Annotated in this window: 21 protein-coding genes; 12 read left to right on the forward strand and 9 right to left on the reverse strand. The window is 47.1% G+C overall.

The features are described from left to right. Nucleotides 1–336: 336 nt before the first annotated feature. The 3 genes from DKW60_RS22470 (at nucleotide 337) to DKW60_RS22480 (ending at nucleotide 2,770) form a co-directional block, all read left to right on the forward strand. Complete coding sequence (locus DKW60_RS22470) at nucleotides 337–1,032, forward strand: nitroreductase family protein (RefSeq protein WP_109839899.1); 696 nt, start codon at nucleotides 337–339, stop codon at nucleotides 1,030–1,032. 604 nt (nucleotides 1,033–1,636) lie between these two features. Further along, nucleotides 1,637–2,155, forward strand: a complete 519-nt coding sequence (locus DKW60_RS22475; RefSeq protein WP_181389857.1) for a chalcone isomerase family protein — start codon at nucleotides 1,637–1,639, stop codon at nucleotides 2,153–2,155. A gap of 9 nt (nucleotides 2,156–2,164) precedes the next feature. Beyond that, on the forward strand, nucleotides 2,165–2,770 hold the full coding sequence (locus DKW60_RS22480) for a glutathione peroxidase (RefSeq protein WP_109839901.1): 606 nt from the start codon (nucleotides 2,165–2,167) through the stop codon (nucleotides 2,768–2,770). Here the strand turns inward: DKW60_RS22480 and DKW60_RS22485 are convergent. Continuing rightward, nucleotides 2,765–3,685 (reverse strand): LysR substrate-binding domain-containing protein, encoded by a 921-nt coding sequence (locus tag DKW60_RS22485; protein ID WP_219988887.1) that lies wholly within the window; start codon nucleotides 3,683–3,685, stop codon nucleotides 2,765–2,767. The two genes, DKW60_RS22480 and DKW60_RS22485, sit on opposite strands and share 6 nt — an antisense overlap. Nucleotides 3,686–3,807: 122 nt before the next feature. Between DKW60_RS22485 and DKW60_RS22490 the strand changes: the two genes are divergently transcribed. Continuing rightward, nucleotides 3,808–4,056 carry a DUF6552 family protein gene (locus tag DKW60_RS22490; RefSeq protein WP_109839902.1) on the forward strand — a complete coding sequence of 83 codons (249 nt, stop codon included), beginning with the start codon at nucleotides 3,808–3,810 and terminating at the stop codon, nucleotides 4,054–4,056. A gap of 67 nt (nucleotides 4,057–4,123) precedes the next feature. Further along, nucleotides 4,124–5,029, forward strand: coding sequence for an EamA family transporter RarD (gene rarD / locus DKW60_RS22495; RefSeq protein ID WP_109839903.1), 906 nt, complete (start codon nucleotides 4,124–4,126; stop codon nucleotides 5,027–5,029). 90 nt (nucleotides 5,030–5,119) lie between these two features. Here rarD and DKW60_RS22500 read toward each other — a convergent pair whose 3' ends face one another. After that, nucleotides 5,120–6,337, reverse strand: coding sequence for a multidrug effflux MFS transporter (locus DKW60_RS22500; RefSeq protein ID WP_109839904.1), 1,218 nt, complete (start codon nucleotides 6,335–6,337; stop codon nucleotides 5,120–5,122). Between the two features lie 193 nt (nucleotides 6,338–6,530). Here DKW60_RS22500 and DKW60_RS22505 point away from each other — a divergent pair, with 193 nt between their 5' ends. Both DKW60_RS22505 and DKW60_RS22510 read left to right on the forward strand, forming a co-directional pair. After that, nucleotides 6,531–7,154, forward strand: a complete 624-nt coding sequence (locus DKW60_RS22505) for a metallophosphatase domain-containing protein (protein ID WP_109839905.1) — start codon at nucleotides 6,531–6,533, stop codon at nucleotides 7,152–7,154. Nucleotides 7,155–7,243: 89 nt separating this feature from the next. Next, nucleotides 7,244–7,705 carry a hypothetical protein gene (locus DKW60_RS22510; RefSeq protein WP_146203556.1) on the forward strand — a complete coding sequence of 154 codons (462 nt, stop codon included), beginning with the start codon at nucleotides 7,244–7,246 and terminating at the stop codon, nucleotides 7,703–7,705. Between the two features lie 172 nt (nucleotides 7,706–7,877). On the opposite strand, the gene DKW60_RS22515 is transcribed toward DKW60_RS22510, so the two are convergent. The 4 genes from DKW60_RS22515 to DKW60_RS22530 form a co-directional block, all read right to left on the reverse strand. Beyond that, nucleotides 7,878–8,624, reverse strand: coding sequence for an amino acid ABC transporter ATP-binding protein (locus DKW60_RS22515; RefSeq protein WP_109839907.1), 747 nt, complete (start codon nucleotides 8,622–8,624; stop codon nucleotides 7,878–7,880). 1 nt (nucleotide 8,625) lies between these two features. Then, nucleotides 8,626–9,504, reverse strand: coding sequence for an amino acid ABC transporter permease (locus DKW60_RS22520; RefSeq protein ID WP_219988888.1), 879 nt, complete (start codon nucleotides 9,502–9,504; stop codon nucleotides 8,626–8,628). After that, entirely contained in the window at nucleotides 9,504–10,247 is a 744-nt protein-coding gene (locus DKW60_RS22525; RefSeq protein ID WP_109839908.1) for an amino acid ABC transporter permease, read from the reverse strand. Before DKW60_RS22525 ends, DKW60_RS22520 begins: the two co-directional genes overlap by 1 nt. A gap of 75 nt (nucleotides 10,248–10,322) precedes the next feature. Further along, nucleotides 10,323–11,054, reverse strand: coding sequence for a transporter substrate-binding domain-containing protein (locus DKW60_RS22530; RefSeq protein WP_109839909.1), 732 nt, complete (start codon nucleotides 11,052–11,054; stop codon nucleotides 10,323–10,325). A 99-nt stretch (nucleotides 11,055–11,153) separates the two neighbouring features. Here DKW60_RS22530 and DKW60_RS22535 point away from each other — a divergent pair, with 99 nt between their 5' ends. The 5 genes from DKW60_RS22535 (at nucleotide 11,154) to DKW60_RS22555 (ending at nucleotide 16,082) form a co-directional block, all read left to right on the forward strand. After that, on the forward strand, nucleotides 11,154–12,146 hold the full coding sequence (locus DKW60_RS22535) for an AraC family transcriptional regulator (RefSeq protein ID WP_181389858.1): 993 nt from the start codon (nucleotides 11,154–11,156) through the stop codon (nucleotides 12,144–12,146). Nucleotides 12,147–12,239: 93 nt separating this feature from the next. Beyond that, a complete protein-coding gene (locus DKW60_RS22540) occupies nucleotides 12,240–13,079 on the forward strand; it encodes an NAD-dependent epimerase/dehydratase family protein (RefSeq protein WP_109839911.1) in 840 nt (279 codons plus the stop codon). Further along, nucleotides 13,076–13,546, forward strand: a complete 471-nt coding sequence (locus tag DKW60_RS22545) for a DUF2269 family protein (protein WP_109839912.1) — start codon at nucleotides 13,076–13,078, stop codon at nucleotides 13,544–13,546. The genes DKW60_RS22540 and DKW60_RS22545 overlap by 4 nt, the downstream gene beginning before the upstream one ends. 6 nt (nucleotides 13,547–13,552) lie before the next feature. Continuing rightward, the gene (locus DKW60_RS22550; protein WP_109839913.1) at nucleotides 13,553–14,146 is read left to right on the forward strand and encodes a DUF4166 domain-containing protein; all 594 of its coding nucleotides are present in this window, start codon (nucleotides 13,553–13,555) and stop codon (nucleotides 14,144–14,146) included. Nucleotides 14,147–14,384: 238 nt separating this feature from the next. After that, nucleotides 14,385–16,082 carry a bifunctional sulfate adenylyltransferase/adenylylsulfate kinase gene (locus tag DKW60_RS22555; RefSeq protein ID WP_109839914.1) on the forward strand — a complete coding sequence of 566 codons (1,698 nt, stop codon included), beginning with the start codon at nucleotides 14,385–14,387 and terminating at the stop codon, nucleotides 16,080–16,082. 269 nt (nucleotides 16,083–16,351) lie between these two features. Here the strand turns inward: DKW60_RS22555 and DKW60_RS22560 are convergent, their stop codons facing one another. Genes DKW60_RS22560 through DKW60_RS22570 form a run of 3 tightly spaced genes read right to left on the reverse strand, consistent with a single transcriptional unit; the run spans nucleotide 16,352 to nucleotide 19,168 of the window. Then, nucleotides 16,352–17,047, reverse strand: a complete 696-nt coding sequence (locus tag DKW60_RS22560) for a GntR family transcriptional regulator (protein WP_109839915.1) — start codon at nucleotides 17,045–17,047, stop codon at nucleotides 16,352–16,354. Between the two features lie 26 nt (nucleotides 17,048–17,073). Further along, a complete protein-coding gene (locus DKW60_RS22565) occupies nucleotides 17,074–18,126 on the reverse strand; it encodes a Gfo/Idh/MocA family protein (protein ID WP_109839916.1) in 1,053 nt (350 codons plus the stop codon). Nucleotides 18,127–18,151: 25 nt separating this feature from the next. Next, nucleotides 18,152–19,168, reverse strand: a complete 1,017-nt coding sequence (locus DKW60_RS22570; RefSeq protein WP_109839917.1) for an SMP-30/gluconolactonase/LRE family protein — start codon at nucleotides 19,166–19,168, stop codon at nucleotides 18,152–18,154. Nucleotides 19,169–19,442: the final 274 nt, after the last annotated feature.

Genomic DNA, 19,442 nt, shown 5'->3' on the forward strand with positions numbered 1-19,442 from the left:
TAAATTGTCGTGTACAGAGAAAAATAATAATCTAATTCGTTGCTTCACTAGTACGAAAATGGGGACAGAATGATTTGTCTTTTTCTCTCTCCTTTGACACGGTTGGTCCGTCCCCATTTTCTACGTTTTTCCTTGATGCTTAGTGAAGTCAATTATCGCTCTCTGAGCGTTCCTTAAAAACCTCCCTCCTACCTGCAACAACCTTATGACCGATTCATAGGGCACTTCATTTACGCACAGTGCATCCATGTATCAGTAACAAATCAATCAAGGTATGAATCTTCCCGCCGCTTTCAGTACAATATACCGACGCATCTCTCAAAAACAGGCTCCACAATGACTCAACACTCAGAAACACTTTCACCTGACCAGTTAACAACGGCAGTCGATCAGGTTATTCAGACCCGCAAATCGGTCAAAGTCATCGGTGATGTGGATAATATTCCGGACATTCCTGATGGTTTTTTCGAGGAAGTACAAGCAGCAATGAAGGTCGCAGGCTGGGCACCGTTTCATTACACCGCACACACCTCTCATCTGGACCGTGACATGGACTCCCCCGTGCCTTGGCGCTTTTATGCCTTGGATCAAAAGAACTGCTTACGTCTGATCGATGCACTGATGGACCACCCTGAGCTGGGGCTAAATAAGAATGTCGCAATCCTGCGTATGATCGCCGCCTATGGTGCATTGGTGTTGGTGACGTGGTTACCCGAACCTGAAACAGGCAACAGCGATGAAGAGATCGCCCGAATCGCTGATAAAAATGAAGAGCATGTGGCAGCCGCGGCAGCGGCAACGCAGAATCTCTTATTAGCGGCAACAGCTCGTGGCATGGATAGCTACTGGTCGAGTGGTGGCACGTTAAGAGATAAAGTCAGTTTTGAAATCTGTCAGATTCCACTGCAAGAGCGTTTACTGGGTGCGGTTTTTCTGGCACCGGACATGCCGGACAGAGAAGGCGTCAGACCGGGAAAATGGCGTGACAAGCGGGGCAATCCGGAGCAATGGATGACATCCGTTAGTATCTGAATCCGGAAGACAAAACAGAAACCGGTGAGGTGTAGGAGAAGAAGCCTCACCGGTTTCCGAGGTGTAAAAGCGGGGTCGCAGAGCAGATTCAAAAGGAAGGAAAAAACCTGCTCATGACCCCTTATTTCTATCAGCAAACAACGATTTAGAGTTAGTTATTTTTATTATTCTATTATTGTTTCGTTGCAACCTTCCGCCCTGAAAGGTTGAACACTATTCTCCACTTTCCCGATGAACGGTATGTTAATCGTTCCACCTAAAAATCATCCTTTTTCAAAAAATATCACGATCTGGAAAGCGAGCGTTCAGTTTGGTGAAAAGAAACCTTCAAAACACGTGGTTTGAGCACCATTCTGTCAATAATGTCATTTAAACGAAAGATTATTGTCAGCTTCGCAATGACATACTGCATCCACGTCGAAACAAAACGACAAACGAATTTTTACCTCCGGATCTGATCCGAAACAGCAGTGCCCTTGTGATGATACTCGCCGCCATCCGCTACCCCTACTAGCCTTGGCGGCTTTTTTTTGCCTTTCACGTTACATTGACATTCCTCAGGCTAGCGTAGTACTTACTGCGAACCCGGCTTCAGGAGATGCTTATGAAATCCACCCGCATACTTATCACTCTTTTCATTATCTGTTTTAGCACGCAACTGGCGACTGCCAATGTCACCAGTAGTGTGAATCAATTCAAAACGGTCGGTACCGCCGAGATGCGCTGGCTAATGTTTCCTCTGTATCAAATTGCACTTAAAACACCCAACGGCAAGTACCAACAAAACAGCTACCCTAAAGTGTTGGATATCACCTATCGCCGCAGTATTGAAAAGCGTCACCTTATCAGTGCGACCGATCAGCAGTGGCAGCGATTAGGACTGCCTCAAAGCCAGCGCCAGCAATGGACACAACAACTCAATAACATCTGGCCCTCGGTAAAGCCTGGCGATCAATTAGCGTTTCAGGTAAATGCTGATGGCAAAAATACCTTTATCTACAATGGGCGTAATATTGGTGGGGTCGCCGACCAACAGTTCGGTGAGTCTTTCTTATCGATTTGGTTATCGCCTAACACATCACAGCCGGGGATTCGTCAACGACTGATCTCACCAGGCTCATAGGAGACTCCCATGAAACGTTCATTTTTCTTTATCATATCTGCGCTAGCCCTGAGCTTGTCAGCGGTGATATTTGCTAACTCAGCCAATGACATGAAGCCTAGCCATGTCAGAGTCGAGGCCGCAGCCAACCCGACAGACTGCCCTGCGACTTTGGACTACAGCTTTCGCCGCCTGAGTGATGCCCGTCGGGTCAACCTGTGCGCACAATACAAAGGCAAGGTGCTACTGGTCGTAAACACGGCCAGCTACTGTGGTTTCACACCGCAGTTCAAGACCTTGGAAGCACTGTATAAGGCTTATAAAGACCGCGGCTTCGCCGTTCTGGGTTTTCCATCCAATGATTTTGGTAATCAAGACCCCGGCACGGAGAAAGAAATCGCCGAGTTTTGTAGCCTGACTTATGGTGTTGATTTCCCCATGTTTGAAAAGACACATGCCATGAAATCGGCAGCTTCACCGTTTTACAAAACACTGGGTGAGGCAGCCGGAGAATATCCGCAGTGGAATTTTCATAAATATGTACTGGGCAGAGACGGCAAGGTACTCGCCAGCTTTGCCAGCCATGTTTCACCCACTGACAAGCAAATCACTCAGCTCATTGAAAGCCAGTTATAAGCGACTTGTTTTGCTACAGGCAAACTCCTCACGCAACCACTGCCGGACTGCCTCAACAGCAGGCTCCGGTGGTGTTTGGCTTTTCTGAGAAACCAGATAATAGCCGAACCCATTATCTACCATGTGCTGCCACAAGCTCACCAAATGCCCCTGTTCCAGATGATCCTGCACCAAAATACTCGGCACTAAAGTCACCCCTTGGCCATTGATCGCTGCATCAATCGCCAGTGACGTTTGATTGAATCGCAGCATGCGCCGGGCAGGTTGCAGATTCATTTCCCGAAACCATTCATCCCAATGACCGTGGCTATCTTGTATCAGCTTTTGAATCACAAAACTTTTGGGATCATCAACCGTGAATTCGTCGGAGTCCGCCTCAGTATCCAACTGATAATGTGTTGTTGCATAAGCTTTGCTGCACACGGCTAACAAGGTAATCGATACCAAATGCTCAGCATCCAATGACTGATCAAAAGGTGCACGACCAAAACGCACCGCGATATCAACCCCATCCGTTTGCAAGTTGATCACCTTCTCACTGGCGACTATATACATCTCAATATCAGGATGTTGCCGTTCAAAACGGGTTAGTCTCGGCACTAACCATTTGGCTGCCATCGATGGCGTTGTGCTTACCGTGACCCGATTATCTGGTGTGGTCACCCGCTGCGTCGCCGTCTCGATAATACTCAAGGCATGGTTAATCGCTTGGTGGTACTGCTCACCACGCTCAGTCAAAGCCAAGCCTCGCGCCTGACGGTGAAATAACTTTACGCCTAAGTCCGACTCCAACTGCCGAACCTGCTGCGCTACTGCACCTTGGGTGAGGTGCAGGGCTTCGGCTGCTAAACGAAAATTCAGATGCATCGCTGCGACGTTAAACATCTTCAACGCTTTTAAATTGGGTTCACGCATGTCACGCCTCAGCCAGTAGATTATCTACAGTCTTGCGCGGGATAATATGATTAGTCAACACCAGACAGCTAACCGATACTTTAACCATCAAATTAACCTTAACGATTTAGGTGGTCACGATTATGCAAGCGGTTATCCATCAGTTCGAGTTACAAAAAGACAGCATTACTTTTTACTTCAAATGGGTCGCATCCATTATTCAAATATTGGGTTATGCGGCAACTGCTTTTGAGCTGACTCCATGGAACACCTACCTGTTTTTAGCCGGTATTTCAGGCTGGTTGGTGGTGGGTCTGCTATGGAACGACAAAGCCATTATCTTAATCCATGTCATTGCACTGGCTGTCATGCTTGCAGGGACGCTCAGTTGATGACTAAAAATGCTAGGCAATATTGCCAATTGAGCCTAAGCTAGCGCTCTTTAGGCGATGCAATCACATGCTTAATCAACAACAAACCGGACTCATTTACGGGCTGACCGCATACGTACTGTGGGGCTTCTTCCCCATTTTTTTCTACTACCTCAGTGCGGTCCAGCCCACCGAAATACTGACGCAACGCATCGTGTGGTCGTTCGTGTTTGTCTTGGTCGTGGTGATGTTGAGTGGCAAACAGTCGCGTATCAAAGACGCCTTAAAAAGCCCCGCCACCCGCAAAGCCATGGCGCTTTCCTCCGTGCTAATCGCTATCAACTGGCTGACCTTTATCTGGGCCGTGGCGAATGAACGCGTACTGGAGTCCAGCTTCGGTTACTTCCTGACACCGCTGGTTAGCGTGATGCTGGCAAAAGTTTTCCTCAGTGAAACACTGGATAAATACCGCATCATTGCCTGCGTATTCGCGGTGATTGGCATCGCCATTCAGATCGTATTGATAGGCAGCTTGCCGTGGGTATCGCTTATTGTGTCAATGAGTTTTGGTTTATACGGACTTGTGCGCAAACAAGCCGAAGTGGACTCACTCTCCGGCCTGACCATCGAGACGGCGGTATTATTGCCACTAGCGATTGCATACTGGGCTTGGCTGGCTACCACCGGACAAAGTGGTTTTGTTAGTAATGGTTCTGGCGTGACCTGGTTATTAATTGCCTCGGGGCTTGTTACCGCTCTGCCGCTGTTGTTATTCGCTGCTGCCGCAAAAAAACTGAGCCTGACTGCGGTTGGTTTTATGATGTACATCAACCCGATTATGCAAATGTTGTCCGGCATTTACTTTTTTGGTGAGCCGTTTGATCAGGCGCAACTGATCAGCTTTGGGTTTATCTGGGTGGCGTTGATTGTATTTAGTGTTGGGGCAATTATTCAACAGCGGCGGATGAAGGTATTGGCGAATCCGGTTCAGTAGTCATCAAAGTGACTTTCTGGAGTATTCGGAAAACATACCTCCACCTCAGGCAGACTTACTCAACAAGCGCGAGCAAGTCTGCCTGAGGCATTAGCCCGCCGTAGCATCTCGCTTATCACTCCAGCTGATGTAAATAATCGGCACCATCAGTATCCCAAAGCCCAGCACAACCGGCGTAATCGAATCGTTATAAAAACTACCGATTATACCGCCCAGAATCGTGGCAATCAGCACACTCACCGAACCAACGACAGACGCCGCCACACCAGCGATATGCCCAACTTCCTCCATCGCCAGACTATGCATATTGCCAAACAAAAGGCCAAAGCAGAAATACGCCATCGCTGCGTACAGCATAAAGCTCCACAAAGGCACAGACTGGTCATTGAGTAAAATGATGGCTAAGTAAATGAGGGATGCTGCAAATAAAACCGCTGCGCCTCTAAGTACCAGCAAGCGCATGCCCAGTCTTTCAACCAACTGTGAATTCACAAATGACGCCAGCATCATCACCAGCGCCAAGCCACCAAAATACAGCGGGAAACGCTCGCCAAGCTGGTAGTGCTCCTGAAAGACCTGTTGGGCCATGGTGATATAAGCCAACACAGCCGCGAATGTGAGCCCCTCTGCCACCATGTATTTAACAGCGGGTTGATTACGAAATACCTCTTTGACGGATGCGCTGATCTGCTTAACAGAGAACGGCACGCGTTTTTCCGGTGGCAATGTTTCAGGTTGTCGAATCGCAAACCAGACAAAAGCTAGCGAAGCATAAACGCCCAGCATGATAAAGATGCCCTGCCAGCTTGAGATCATTAATATGCCTTGTCCTATCAATGGCGCAAACGCCGGTACCATCAGGAACACCATCATAATCAGTGACATGACCTCAGCCATGCCGCGTCCTTTGTACATGTCACGAGTGATGGCGGTGGGGATAACCTGCGGCCCTGCTGCGCCAACGCCCTGCAATACGCGACCGGCCAGTAACATACTAAAACTACTGGCAAATACGGTGATGACTGTACCGATAAGAAAGATGATAAAACCTACATAGATAGGCCGTTTGCGGCCAAAGCTGTCTGAGGCAACACCAAATAACATCACGCCGAAGGCATAGCCAATAAAGATGGAGGTGACGATATACTGGCGGTCATTTCCTTCACTAATGCCAAACTCGTGACTGATGTGGGACAGTGCCGGCAGGATGCCATCTATTGCCAACGCGTCAACGGCAACGATTACGCTCATCAAAATAATAAACTCGATACGCGATGGCGCTTTGGATGTAATGGGTGATTGGTTCACAGCTTGGCGTCCCTCCGGTTAGTCTCACAACGGTCATGCATGATGAATCATAGGCTTGTGGGATCATTTACGCTCGAATTAAATGAACTAATTGACGCCTTTATTGTTTAATAATGACTCAACCTAATACTCCCGTTTAACACAGCTGAAAGATGCCGGCCAGTTGATAGTGAGTATTATCAGCGGAGCACGTATGAAAATCACAATAATCAGCGACACTCATAATCTACACCACCAATTCAAAACACTTGAAGGCGATGTACTCATTCATTGTGGCGATATGTTTAATCTGTACGATGATGATCCCTCAGCACTTAGCAACATAGATGACTGGTTCGGTAAACAAAACTTCGACCTGATTTTATGCACCGGTGGCAACCATGATCATCTCTTAGAAAACCATGTCAAGGCTCGGGGCAATCCGTTTAAAAATGCAGTCTACCTTCAGGACGAACGTTATGAGTATCATGGTGTTGTGTTCTACGGCTCACCATGGGTGCCTGATTTATCGCGCCATGCCTTCTATCAGAACGAAGCTGGCCTGATCGCTAAGTGGTCAAGGATTCCAACAGACACGGATGTACTGATTACCCACACACCGCCCTTTAAAATACTTGATCAATCCAGTCGGGGCATGGTGCTGGGGTGTGAGTTTTTATCCAGAGAGTTAGCACGAGTTGTGCCGAAGTTGCATTGCTTTGGGCATGTTCACGCGAGTCCGGGCATGGTTAAACAAGGCCAGACAACGTATATCAATGCCTCCTCGGTAAATAGTCGGGTTGAGTTGGCACGAGAGCCAATCGTTTTTGAGATTTAAACTGACTCACGCCAATGGTTTGCGTATGCTGAGAAGTCTCATCTGGTATTAACCAGCTAAACAATGATGACCCAACAGAGGCTATGACTGTGCAAGACTTAATCCCTTACCTCGCCGCCTTACACGGCATTGCTGCAACACTTTGGATTGGCGGCATGTTTTTCGCTTATGTTGCCATGCGCCCGGCAGCGGTTGCTGAACTTGAACCACCACTGCGATTGAAGCTGTTTCAGGGCGCGTTCCGTCGCTTTTTTATGTGGGTTTGGTTGTTTATTGCCGTGTTGTTGCTGACCGGCTATAGCGGCTTATTCGCTCGCTTTGGTGGGTTCTCAGCAGATTATTTAGCATGGATGCATAATATCGGCCTGCTGATGTGTGTAATTTTTGTCTTTTTGTTTTTTGCGCTTTATTTGCCATTTAGCAAAGCAGTCGATGCGGGAGATTTACCGAAAGCGGCAGGCTTGATTGGGAAGATTCGCTGGACGGTATTGGTGAATTTATTGCTGGGTGTGGTGATTACGTTTGTGGGAATTGCCGGGCCTTATTTATAAAGAAGCAAGCCCGCAGCATAAGCCTACCAGAGAATGCAGAGTGTTCTCTAAACGTAGCTAAATAGTGCTTAGGTAAATTTGATAAGGGTTACAGGTTGCATCTACTGTTTCGAATTTGTTCCGGGCAGCTTCAATACTACCCGGAACAACACAGACTACTAAGAAGCAATCACTAAAGAATCTGACTCAAAAACTCTTTAGTTCGTGGATCTTTTGCTTCATCAAAGAAAGTCGTTGGCGGCCCATGCTCCACAATCACACCACGGTCGGTGAAATAGATATGATCGGCCACTTCACGCGCAAACGCCATTTCATGCGTCACCAAAATGCAGGTCATACCCTCTTCGGCCAGCTCCTTAATGGTCAGTAACACCTCGTTCACCGTTTCCGGATCAAGCGCTGCGGTTACCTCATCAAACAAGATCACGTCCGGCTTCATCGCCAATGAACGGGCAATCGCCACACGTTGTTGCTGACCACCAGACAGTTCGCCAGGGTAGTTATCTTCTTTACCCTCCAAACGGACTTTCTTGATCAGTGCACGCGCGGTTTCCTCAACCTCTTTCTTGTCCTGCTTTAACACCCGGATCGGTGCCATCATGATATTTTCAAGCGCAGTTTTGTGCGGGAACAAATTGTATTGTTGAAACACCATGCCGACTTTTTTGCGCAGTTCCAGCTTGTCCAGATTCGGGTCATTTACTTCCTGACCTTCAACCAGAATCGAGCCTTGCTGAATATCGTTCAGGGCGTTAATGCAGCGAATCAGGGTCGACTTTCCGGAACCAGACGGGCCGATAATACAAATGACCTCCCCCCGGTTGATGTCCATCGACACCCCTTTTAGTACCTCAAGATCTCCAAATGATTTGTGTACATCCTTTATCGAAACCATTGGCATTTCTTCATTGGTTGTCATTTTATGGTCCTCTTAAGCAATGCTTAGTTGATAACAGAATATTTCTTTTCCAGATGTACCGTCCACCGTGAAATCGGGTAGCAGTAAACGAAAAACAGTAATAAAACAAAGGAGTAAAACGGTGCCAATAAGTCTGTCCACCTTCAGCCGATAGTGCCTGCCCGGTCAGTGTCATCACTTCTGATACACCAACAATCGACGCCAGTACCGTAGCCATGGTCAAAATCGCATACAGATTCATCCATGGCGGCAGCATACGCTTCACACACTGCGGCAAAATCACTAACCACAGTGTTTGTCTGCGGGTATACGCCAGACTTTCCGCAGCTTCCCACTGTCCGCTCGGCAGCGATAATACCGCGCCACGCACGATTTCTGACACATTCGCCATTACCGGCAGCGACAAACCAATAATCGCTTTCACCCAATCCGGCAACGGAATGGTTAGCCCGCCGATGGTAATCTCAAATGGCAGCAAGAACATGGCAAAGAACAACAGCACCAACCACGGTGAATTGCGGAAAAACTGTGTGATCAGCCAACTCGCTTTGCGCACCCAGCCGTGAAGCGAAATCTGCCCCAGGCCAAGAGCGGCACCAACAGCGGTACCAATCGCCATGGCGCAAGTTGAAATCACCAGATTAAAAATAAAGCCCTTCAGCAGCAGTGGCATCCAGCGCACCAGTACCTCAAAGATCGAGGCATTTTCCTTATCCGTCACCGCATAAGCGATACCGGAGGACACCAGACAGGCCATTAAAATCACAAAACCATGCCACGGCTTTAGGGTAAAACGAAAACTACCACCTGTTTTTGGCAAAGGCGTCACCATCACTGGCAAGTCTGTTTTATATTCGGTTTGATAATCAGATCGTTTCATTAGCCATACCCCGGAATTTTCATAGCACGTTCCCAGCGATTCATTCCCCACACAAGAATGCCGACGAGGAAGAAGTACGCTAATAACATAAAGATCATCATTTCGGTCACGTTCACATTATCCGACCAGATCTGATTGGCTTCGTAGAGCATTTCAGGCACCGCAATGGCGTAGGCCAAGGTGGTCGTTTTTACCAGATTCACCAAATTATTATTCAGTGCTGGCAACATCACCCGAAACGCCAGCGGCAAGGTAATGTCTTTATAAATTTGCAGACGCGAAAAGCCCAGCGCTTCAGCCGCTTCCACCGTTGACTTCGGCACCGCCTCGATACCAGAACGGAAAATCTCAACGTTAAATGCACCGGCGAAGAACGACAAGGAAATCACCGCCCAAGCAAAACCGCCCAATAAGGGCATTTCACCACCATAGCCATTGTCTATTTTTGGTAATAAAGCACCGACGGCAAAGTAGAAGAAATACAGTTGCACCAGCGGTGGGGTATTACGAAAAATCTGGATGTAGCCACCAACAAAGCGACGTGTCCATTTTAGAGGGGAGTTTTGTAACCACGCACCTATCATGCCGATAATGACGGAGAAGAACAGGCAAAGCAGTGATAATTTAATGGTCATTAAAAAACCATCAAACATCCGACCACGGTCATAACTGTCGTAGAGAAACGGTAGATTTATACCTGTGTCGTCATAGAGTATCTTGAACCATTCATAAAATGAGTCCATCTTGAAATCCTTGTTGAAGTGAGCAACGAAAAAAGCCGGTGAAATCGTTAAATTCCACCGGCTTTGCGCTAACGCTTACTGGTATTTTTTGTTCATACCGATAGCGAAAGGTGTGTTCTCAACACCCCATTTTGTTTCCAGCTCAAGGATGCGGCCAGATTTGTGCCAGCTAATGATCTGATCACTCATCAACTCATGAAACGCAGTCTCGCCCAGCTGTACCGCCAAACCCCATGGTGCGTCATCAATGGTTTTAAGTGGCATTTCATAGCCTTCCCACTCCGGATCTTTGGTCTTGGCAACGATGGCAGAGTCATCATAAACGAAGGCCACACAGTTACCGCCTTTAAGCGCAGCATACGCTTCTGCCGTTCCTTTAAAGGCAACAATTTTTGCACCGAACTCTTTGGCTGTTTTCTTGTTGTAGAAAGCACCCTGAATACCACAGACCGGCTTATCGCGTAGGTCTTCCCACTCTTTAAAGCCATACTTAGCTTGCGCTAATACATTGGTGCCTGAGGAGTAGTAGTTTGGATCAACAATTGATACAACCTTGCGGCGATCCGGCTTATCCGTCATGGTGGCGATCATCAAATCAATCTTGCCCTGCTCCAAAAACTGCATACGGTTAGAGCTCACCACCGGTACGTATTCGACTTTAACGCCTAAGCGATCCGCAACATCTTTTGCCAGATCAGGCTCGATTCCCACGATTGCGCCAGACGGGTCACGGAAACCATAGGGCTTGTAGTCCGCTTTCACACCAACTTTCAGGACACCTGCCGATTTTATATCATTACATAACATCCAAACACTAAAACGCCTGGCCTCCCAATTATTGTGCACCCTTGCCCGCGTATGCACGTTTGTCTGGCACAACGATGTGCTGTCTCATACTATACTGGTATGGAAACGATTCAATTTGTGGCATTACTACTGTGCGGCTTCACGATATGCTCGGGTTTATTGCTGGGAGCCACACAAGCTTATCAACGGGAGAGTCGCTGCTATGTCTGGACGCTCATTACCGCTATTGTGCTTGTGCAATTCTCACATGCCTGGCTGTTCACTCAGGCGCACCTACCCTCTGATACGCTGTATATCGCAGCACTTTTCTGTATCGCACCGAGCTTTTATCTCTTCGCTAAGGCTCAGCTAGCGCTTGACTCTGTATTCCATCCATTGCGTTCAGTGGCTCACTTTTTACCGGTATTATTGGCTTGGCTATTGCCTCACTCAGTTTCCATGCCGCTGGCATTTCTGATCGGTGGCCTCTATCTGCTCTGGCTATTTCGATTAATCAGCAAAATGCGTGCCCGACGCGAATTATGGCAACGTGAAGTGTCCATACTGTTGATTGCACTGTTTATGGGGCTGGCTGTTTTTGTTCTTGGTATATCCATTCCCTTATTAGACCAGCAACTCTTTCATAGTCTTTATGCAATTGGCATTGGTGCAGTGTTTGTACTGGTGCATTTAGCACTACTGTGGAATCCCAACTTGCCCGAAGCTGTCAGCGAAGTTGCTCAGCAAGCTTATACCACCTCCACGCTCACGCAGGTCGATAGTGATTCCAAATTACTCGCACTTCAGCAGCTCATGGAAACCGAAAAAGCCTATCAGGAGCCTGATCTTAAACTTGCTAATCTGGCAGAACGATTAGACTTATCAGGCCATCAATTATCCGAATTAATTAACACCCAATGCGGCATGCATTTCTCACGATATATCCGTCAGTATCGGGTGGAAGCGGCTCAGCAGTTACTGCTTTCTAAGCCCTCGTTGTCTGTTCTGGATGTTGGGATGCAGGTTGGGTTTTCCTCGCAATCGACATTTTACGACGCCTTCCGCGACATCACCGGCACCACGCCTGCGAAGTATCGAAAGATAAATCTGTAAGCGCGTTTTATACGGAATTATCTTTCCGGAAGTCTTGGAGAGCCCGTTACTGCAAGCTCTGGCCATCATCCAAGCAAAAAGCGAGCATAGAGAATGCGTATTTTATTAACCGGAAGCAGTGGGTTTGTCGGCTCACATTTACATCAAGCACTCTGCGACCTAAGTCACGAAGTCATCCCATGCAGCCGTGCGAGCGGTGTTGATTTTAACAATATGTTGACCGCTGAGGATTGGCTGCCACACCTTAATGATATTGATGTCGTCATCAACTGTGTCGGCATTATCGCTGAGACTCGCACACAACACTTCAGGCAATTACACCAATTAGCGCCAATCACCTTATTTGACGCTTGCCAACGATGTGGCATCCATAAAGTCATTCAAATCTCAGCACTCGGTGCGGATGACACTGCGTTCACGCCTTATCAGCTAAACCGTAAAGTTGCGGATGACTTTTTGAGAGCCAGCACACTGAACTGGGCGATTATCCAGCCCTCATTAATTTATGGTGAGGGCAGTAAAAGCTTCAGGTTGTTTCAATTAATGGCAAAACTGCCGCTGATCGCTGTACCGGGAAACGGTGAATATTTGGTTCAACCAGTGCATATTAGCGATGTGGTCCGGGCTGTTTTGGCGTCAGTCACGACCGATAACGCAAGCAAGAAAACCATCGCAGCAGTTGGCACAGAGGCTGTGAGCTACAAACAGTGGCTTCAGACAATTCGCAATAGCCTAGGCAAAAAGCCCGCACTCATTATTCCAATCCCGTTTACCTTGTTATTCATGATGTCGAAGGTCTTTTGGACACTATTTCCACTGTTTTCAGAAGACAATTTGAAGATGCTACAAGCGGGAAATAGCGCTTCAGCAGCCGACTTCACCCAGCTCCTTCAGAGACCACCGTTAAGTGTTGAAGAGGGCTTGAAACAATGATTTACCTTACACTCAAATATGTTCATCTAATCAGCATGGTGGTGTTATTTGGCGTCGGACTGGGAACGGCTTGGTACAAGTGGATGGGCGACCGCACGGGTGACGTCAATCATATCGCGATTATCAACCGGCATGTGGTATTGGCAGATTGGTTATTCACTACTCCTGCCGTAATTATCCAGCCTGTTAGCGGAGTAATGTTGATGAATATTCTCAATATACCGCTGAATACCAATTGGTTACTGATCAGTCTGGCGTTGTATGTGCTGGCAGGCGCATGCTGGATTCCCGTAGTTTGCTTGCAATACAAAATGCGCAATCTATCCGCGGAGACTGCTGCCAACCATCAGGCCTTACCAGAGCAATATTGGTACTATGCCCGTATCTGGTTTTGGCTGGGCGTTCCGGCATTTACAGCAATGCTGTTGATTGTTTTTCTTATGCTGTTTAAACCCTATTTTAGTTGAGGTGTCATGATGACGGAACAACAAACAACATCACCGGTGCAACAAGCATTAGGTGAGGTTTGGCAGCAATTGCCCGCAGGCTTACAGGCGCATTACCGAATGAATGGAGATGTGCATCGTGAACAAGGGCACCTGGATGTAGCGTACCCGAGGTGGCTGCAATGGCCGATGAATCTAATCGTCCGCATGGGGGCTTTATTGAATCGTCAGGGCAAGGCGATACCGACCACTGTTGAGCGAAGACTTGAAGACGGGCAGGAGTATTGGTTTCGGTCGCTGGTATTTGCTGATGGTGAGACGATGACGTTTACCAGCCAAACCGTTTGTGTCGCACCGATGCAAATCATTGAGTTCAGTAATCAGTATTTAGGCCTGAGGATGACCTTGTCATTTGCAGAGGATTGTTTACATTATCACAGTGATGGCTATGTGCTGAGGCTGGCAGGCAAACTAATCCGCATTCCGGAATGGTTGGCTTTAGGCTATGGCAGTATTGAGGAACGCGCTGTCGGGGAACATCGGTTTGTGATGGATTTTGGACTGAGGCATCCGTTGTTTGGGCAGGTGTTTCGGTATTCCGGGGAGTTTGAGGTGGAGTAATTAATGCTAAAACGAAGCAGATGATTCACTGACATACTTACACCTATCTGATAGTTACTATTAGGCTCTTAGTGACAAATGTGATTATTAATAGCTATTAATATCATTTACAAAATTCTAATTATTTATGTTTAATGGCACCTAATTGCTATTCGTATTAGTTATACCAACATCGACAAACTTTATAAGTTTATTTAATCATTAACTACCTACAGGCCGACTTGCCAAAGGATTTACATTGATTGACCATCTACCTATTCCTGAACTTTATGTCTCTTACGAGAGCGCAAAAAAACTAAAACTGGAAGCTTCTGATCTTCCATCATGGGATCTAACACCTCGACAAATATGTGACTTAGAACTCTTAATGAATGGCGGCTTTAATCCGCTTAAAGGTTTTTTATCCGAAAAAGATTACCTCAACGTGGTACAAGAAATGCGCCTTGCAGATGGCTCACTCTGGCCAATACCTATTACTCTGGATGTCACACCAGCATTCGCCGACACAATCGAGGTTGGAACTGACATTGCATTACGCGATCAAGAAGGCGTGATTCTGGCAACACTGTGTGTATCTGATAACTGGGTGCCAGATAAAACCCTGGAAGCAATCAACGTTTTTGGGGCTGATGACGTTACTCATCCTGCTGTAAATTATTTATATAACACAGCAGGCTCAGTGTACTTGGGCGGTACGGTTACTGGTATCCAGCAACCTGTTCACTATGATTTTCGCAGACGCCGCGACACACCCAATGAGCTGAGGGCGTATTTTCGTAAGTTAGGCTGGCGTCGCGTCGTTGCCTTCCAAACCCGTAACCCCTTGCACCGTGCTCATCAGGAATTGACGTTTCGCGCAGCAAAAGAAGCACAAGCAAACCTATTGATCCATCCCGTTGTTGGTATGACCAAGCCGGGGGATATTGATCACTTTACGCGTGTGCGTTGCTACGAGTCGGTACTTGATCAGTACCCTTCAGCAACCACTAACCTTAGCCTACTAAATCTGGCTATGCGTATGGCTGGACCGCGTGAAGCCGTTTGGCATGGGCTGGTTCGCAAGAATTTTGGCTGCACTCATTTTATCGTTGGCCGTGATCATGCAGGACCTGGGAAAAACTCACAAGGTGAGGACTTTTACGGGCCATACGATGCCCAAAAACTCTTCCGTGAGCATCAGCAAGAAATGGGTATCGAGATGGTCGACTTCAAGCACATGGTGTACGTTCAGGAGCGTGCCCAATACGAAGCTGCTGACGAAATTGAGGAAGATGCAACAGTACTAAATATTTCGGGTACTGAATTGAGACGGCGCCTCAGTGAAGGTTTGGAAATACCTGAATGGTTCTCGTTCCCGGAAGTCGTACGTGAATTACGCCGCTCCCGACCTGAAAGATCTAAACAGGGCTTTACCGTATTTTTTACCGGCTTCTCTGGTTCTGGAAAGTCCACAATTGCTAATGCTCTCATGATAAAACTAATGGAAATGGGTGGGCGACCTGTTACTTTATTAGACGGCGATCTGGTTCGTAAGCATCTTTCATCAGAACTTGGATTTTCTAAGGAACATCGTGATCTAAACATCCGGCGCATTGGTTATGTTGCATCTGAAATTACAAAAAATGGTGGCATAGCACTCTGTGCGCCGATTGCACCTTATGCCGCAACACGACGGGCTGTTCGCGAAGATATCGAAGCATTTGGTACCTTTATTGAAGTCCACGTAGCAACTTCTCTTGAGGAATGTGAAAGGCGGGACAGGAAAGGGTTATATAAGCTCGCTCGTGAAGGCAAGATAAAGGAGTTCACTGGAATTTCAGACCCTTACGACGTCCCTGAAAACCCTGAAATACGCATAGAAACAGAACATGCTGATGTTGACAATTGCGCTCATCAAGTTATTTTGAAACTGGAGAACTTAGGCTTAATTAGCTAAGTTATAAGCCTATACCAAGTCTATACTGATCAGTATTGTATATAAGGCGATAGAGTCTTTAGGTAATATCGCCATAACACACCACCGTATATTAAGGTGATTACAAAGGACTTGCGTAGGCCCTCGCCTGCAACACTGTATGGGTATCGCACACTTTGCAGAACCGTAATTAATGATTCGCATACATTATATCTGTCAGGCAATAAGCTGTATCAGAGCGGGCAATTGGGGAATAACAAGTCACCACCACCTTGCGTTGGGTAAGCAAATCACAGCTGCGTGAGATTATATTTTTTAAGCAGCCCCACCAGCATGTCGCCCGCTTTTTCGCGGTGTATACGATGAATACGGCGCGCTTCTTCCGCATCTTTATTGACGATGGCATCAACGACATCAGCATGGTCTTCGTTTGACTTAGCAGGTTTAGGGCGGAGGCTGAGCGTCATCATTCGCACCCGATAGGACTGGTCTAATAGTCGGTGAACGATTTGAATCAGGCGTTGATTGCCACTCATTTCGACCAACTGACGGTGAAAAGCCTCATCGGCGGCAGCCCAGGCTTTCATGTCCCCATTCACTAAAGTATCGTCCATTTCCTTAACGGTTTGACGCAGCGCGTCCAACGTCTTTTTGGAGTGATCGATTTGCGCAGCTTGCCAGGCTGCGGTGGACTCCAGTCCGGTTAGCAACGCATAAATCTCGTTCATATCCGATACGGATATCGGCTTAACCTTCATACCGTGCCGGGCACGAACCTCAACCAAGCCCTCCACTTCAAGACGCATCATCGCTTCGCGCGCAGGTGTACGGCTGATGTCCAATAGCTCAGCCAGCTCACTTTCCATTAGTTGCGTTCCCGGCGGCAGCTCATTATCCAGAATACGGCGCTTCAGCTCGTTATAAGCTTTATCCGTTAGCGATAGCTTTACTTTTCCGGTTTTAGTCTGCCTGTGGGTGACGGCCATTCGTGGTTCCTTCGTTTACTTTGCGTTTAGCTTACCTCATCATGATTACAATCCAGAGCTTTTCGGCTTGCATTTGATTGGTAGGCCAGTTCTGCAATTTTCAGGTTTTGCAGGTAGTCCTGTGCATTATTGACAACGTATGCACCTTGCATAAGTTGATCAATCACATACCTTTGCAGATTGTAAACGGAATCGCCCCCAAAATCACAATCCAGCCATTCATAAGCAATATTTAACATTTGCGTATCACCACATATGCGAAAACTGATCTTTCCATCACCACTTAGGCTAAGTACACCCTTCTCACCCTCAATACGCATCTCGCCCATCGTCAGACGGCAATTCTTCGCATTATGATCACTTAGTCGGTTTCCATCCAGCAAGCCTCGCGTACCGTTTTCAAAATTAAACACTAATAAGCCCGCATCCTCGCCTTTAATGACAGGATTAATGCGTCTGAGATCCGCAAATACTGATGTCATCTCCCCAAACAAATAACGGAACACATCGATAAAATGAATGGCGGTTTCATGGATTAAAAAGCGCTCCATTTGCTGAAAGTAAGGCTGACGCTCCAGATAGGCTTGCGGTCCTTGCCCATCACCGGGGCGCAGACTAAAAGTGACTTGGTATAACTGCCCCAATACATTCTGCTCCAGCAAGCTTTTTAACTTGATATACCACGGTTGAAAGCGAAAGTTTTCATGAATAATTACTTGTCCGTTGTGTGCATTTATTTGCTCGACCAGCGCTTTTGCTTGCTGATAATTCTGAGTAAAAGGCTTCTGACAAATCACCGTAATACCGCGCTCAACGCAAGCCATCACAAACTCGGTATGTGTGTCCGGTGGAGTGATGATATCTACCAGATCAGGCTTCACCTCATCAAGCATGGCGGTAAAATTGTCGTTACTAAACGCCACATCGTATTGATCAACGACATCAGACATCGAATCATTATCGACGCTACATACGCCAAGCAATTCAACCTCAGGAATGCGAGCCCAGGCCGCGTAATGAAAACGACTGAAGTATCCCGTCCCGACCGTCGCCAGACGTATTTTTTCTGATCCTTGCATGCGTGTTTATCCTATCTGCTTGGCGTTATTCCGGATGATAATGGCTACGATTTGGCCCCTCAAAAAGCCAATGTGTTGGCGGATGGCCTTGATACGGGCTGTTGAACGTATAGATTCCATCCCCCAATAAACATCCCATATAAGCGGTGTGCAGGTCTTTTCCACCGAAGGCCAGACTGGAAATGTTCTTGAGTTTTTTACTCTTCACCACATCCAGATGAGGACGCCCCATGGTGCCTTTCTGAAACGCAAATTCAACCATTTGTAAGTGATCCATATCACAGTCTTCCACCATCACCTCTCGTTCACCATTGGGGGCAATACGTATCACACGATTGCTGACAATTGATGTAATCCAAATACCACCCTCTACATCAAAGGTTAAACCATCAGGGAAAACGCCCGGCCCAAAATGTGCAATGGTCTGTTTGTCAGAAAGGTTCGCATCATCATTGATGGTAAAGCGGGTGAGTTTGCGACCGAAGGTCTCGTTAACAAACAGGTACTTCCCATCCGGGCTAGTGAGGCACTCATTGGTATAGCACAGATTATCTGCAACGATACGGGGCTTTTTATAACCATCCTTTGGGCCATTGGCAACAGGCTCAATAACCGCAACAAAGCCATCGGCAACCTTGTCCGTATAACCTTTACTACGCGGATATTGCCGGGTACTGACCGTCAGCCAAATACGGCCCTGTGCATCCAAATGGACGTAATTACTAGGTGGCAATGCTTCGCCAGCAATTTCAATACAAAACGGCGTCACCTCACCCTGTGGAGAAAGTCGGTAAATGCCACCGTTCTTATCGCCCAAATGGGCCATGAGAAAAGAGCCATCCGGCAACAGACAAATCCCATTAGGCCTTAGCTCAAACTCACTTTCCTTCGCAAGCAAATACCACTGTTTACCGTCCGCTTCGGTAATCCCAATACCACCTCGCCAATCGGCTGTGTAAATTCGCCCGTTACTTGTTGTTAGGACACATTCCGGCCGCTTTAAACCACTGCTGACTGTTGAGATGTTATCGAGACTAATCATCCTGACTACACTTATCTGAGATTATCGAAAAGCATGCACCAACGTCATTGATATCAACGGGATATACGTGACTAAAAGTAATGCGTGGCGTTTCACTGCTGTTTGAACTATAGATATTTTTATCATTCACTCTTTTAAGGGATCTGTCAATACATCCACTAATGTATACATTGACAAGTTATTAAAATGATAGCCTAATCATTCATAACTCATCACACCCATTGCTGATCGGAGGAAAATCATGCAAACAAGCCCTTCCCCCTATGTCAGGATA

The organism is Leucothrix pacifica, assembly GCF_003172875.1.
In the GTDB taxonomy this organism is placed as follows: Bacteria; Pseudomonadota; Gammaproteobacteria; order Thiotrichales; family Thiotrichaceae; genus Leucothrix; species Leucothrix pacifica.

Coding starts and splice junctions, on each gene's coding strand:
- DKW60_RS22570 (WP_109839917.1), bottom strand. CDS start 19,168: ATGATTAGTCTCGATAACATCTCAACAGTCAGCAGTGGTTTAAAGCGG.
- DKW60_RS22560 (WP_109839915.1), bottom strand. CDS start 17,047: ATGGCCGTCACCCACAGGCAGACTAAAACCGGAAAAGTAAAGCTATCG.
- DKW60_RS22475 (WP_181389857.1), top strand. CDS start 1,637: ATGAAATCCACCCGCATACTTATCACTCTTTTCATTATCTGTTTTAGC.
- DKW60_RS22485 (WP_219988887.1), bottom strand. CDS start 3,685: ATGCGTGAACCCAATTTAAAAGCGTTGAAGATGTTTAACGTCGCAGCG.
- DKW60_RS22550 (WP_109839913.1), top strand. CDS start 13,553: ATGATGACGGAACAACAAACAACATCACCGGTGCAACAAGCATTAGGT.
- rarD (WP_109839903.1), top strand. CDS start 4,124: ATGCTTAATCAACAACAAACCGGACTCATTTACGGGCTGACCGCATAC.
- DKW60_RS22490 (WP_109839902.1), top strand. CDS start 3,808: ATGCAAGCGGTTATCCATCAGTTCGAGTTACAAAAAGACAGCATTACT.
- DKW60_RS22545 (WP_109839912.1), top strand. CDS start 13,076: ATGATTTACCTTACACTCAAATATGTTCATCTAATCAGCATGGTGGTG.
- DKW60_RS22525 (WP_109839908.1), bottom strand. CDS start 10,247: ATGGACTCATTTTATGAATGGTTCAAGATACTCTATGACGACACAGGT.
- DKW60_RS22470 (WP_109839899.1), top strand. CDS start 337: ATGACTCAACACTCAGAAACACTTTCACCTGACCAGTTAACAACGGCA.
- DKW60_RS22520 (WP_219988888.1), bottom strand. CDS start 9,504: ATGAAACGATCTGATTATCAAACCGAATATAAAACAGACTTGCCAGTG.
- DKW60_RS22480 (WP_109839901.1), top strand. CDS start 2,165: ATGAAACGTTCATTTTTCTTTATCATATCTGCGCTAGCCCTGAGCTTG.
- DKW60_RS22505 (WP_109839905.1), top strand. CDS start 6,531: ATGAAAATCACAATAATCAGCGACACTCATAATCTACACCACCAATTC.
- DKW60_RS22565 (WP_109839916.1), bottom strand. CDS start 18,126: ATGCAAGGATCAGAAAAAATACGTCTGGCGACGGTCGGGACGGGATAC.
- DKW60_RS22540 (WP_109839911.1), top strand. CDS start 12,240: ATGCGTATTTTATTAACCGGAAGCAGTGGGTTTGTCGGCTCACATTTA.
- DKW60_RS22530 (WP_109839909.1), bottom strand. CDS start 11,054: ATGTTATGTAATGATATAAAATCGGCAGGTGTCCTGAAAGTTGGTGTG.
- DKW60_RS22535 (WP_181389858.1), top strand. CDS start 11,154: ATGGAAACGATTCAATTTGTGGCATTACTACTGTGCGGCTTCACGATA.
- DKW60_RS22515 (WP_109839907.1), bottom strand. CDS start 8,624: ATGACAACCAATGAAGAAATGCCAATGGTTTCGATAAAGGATGTACAC.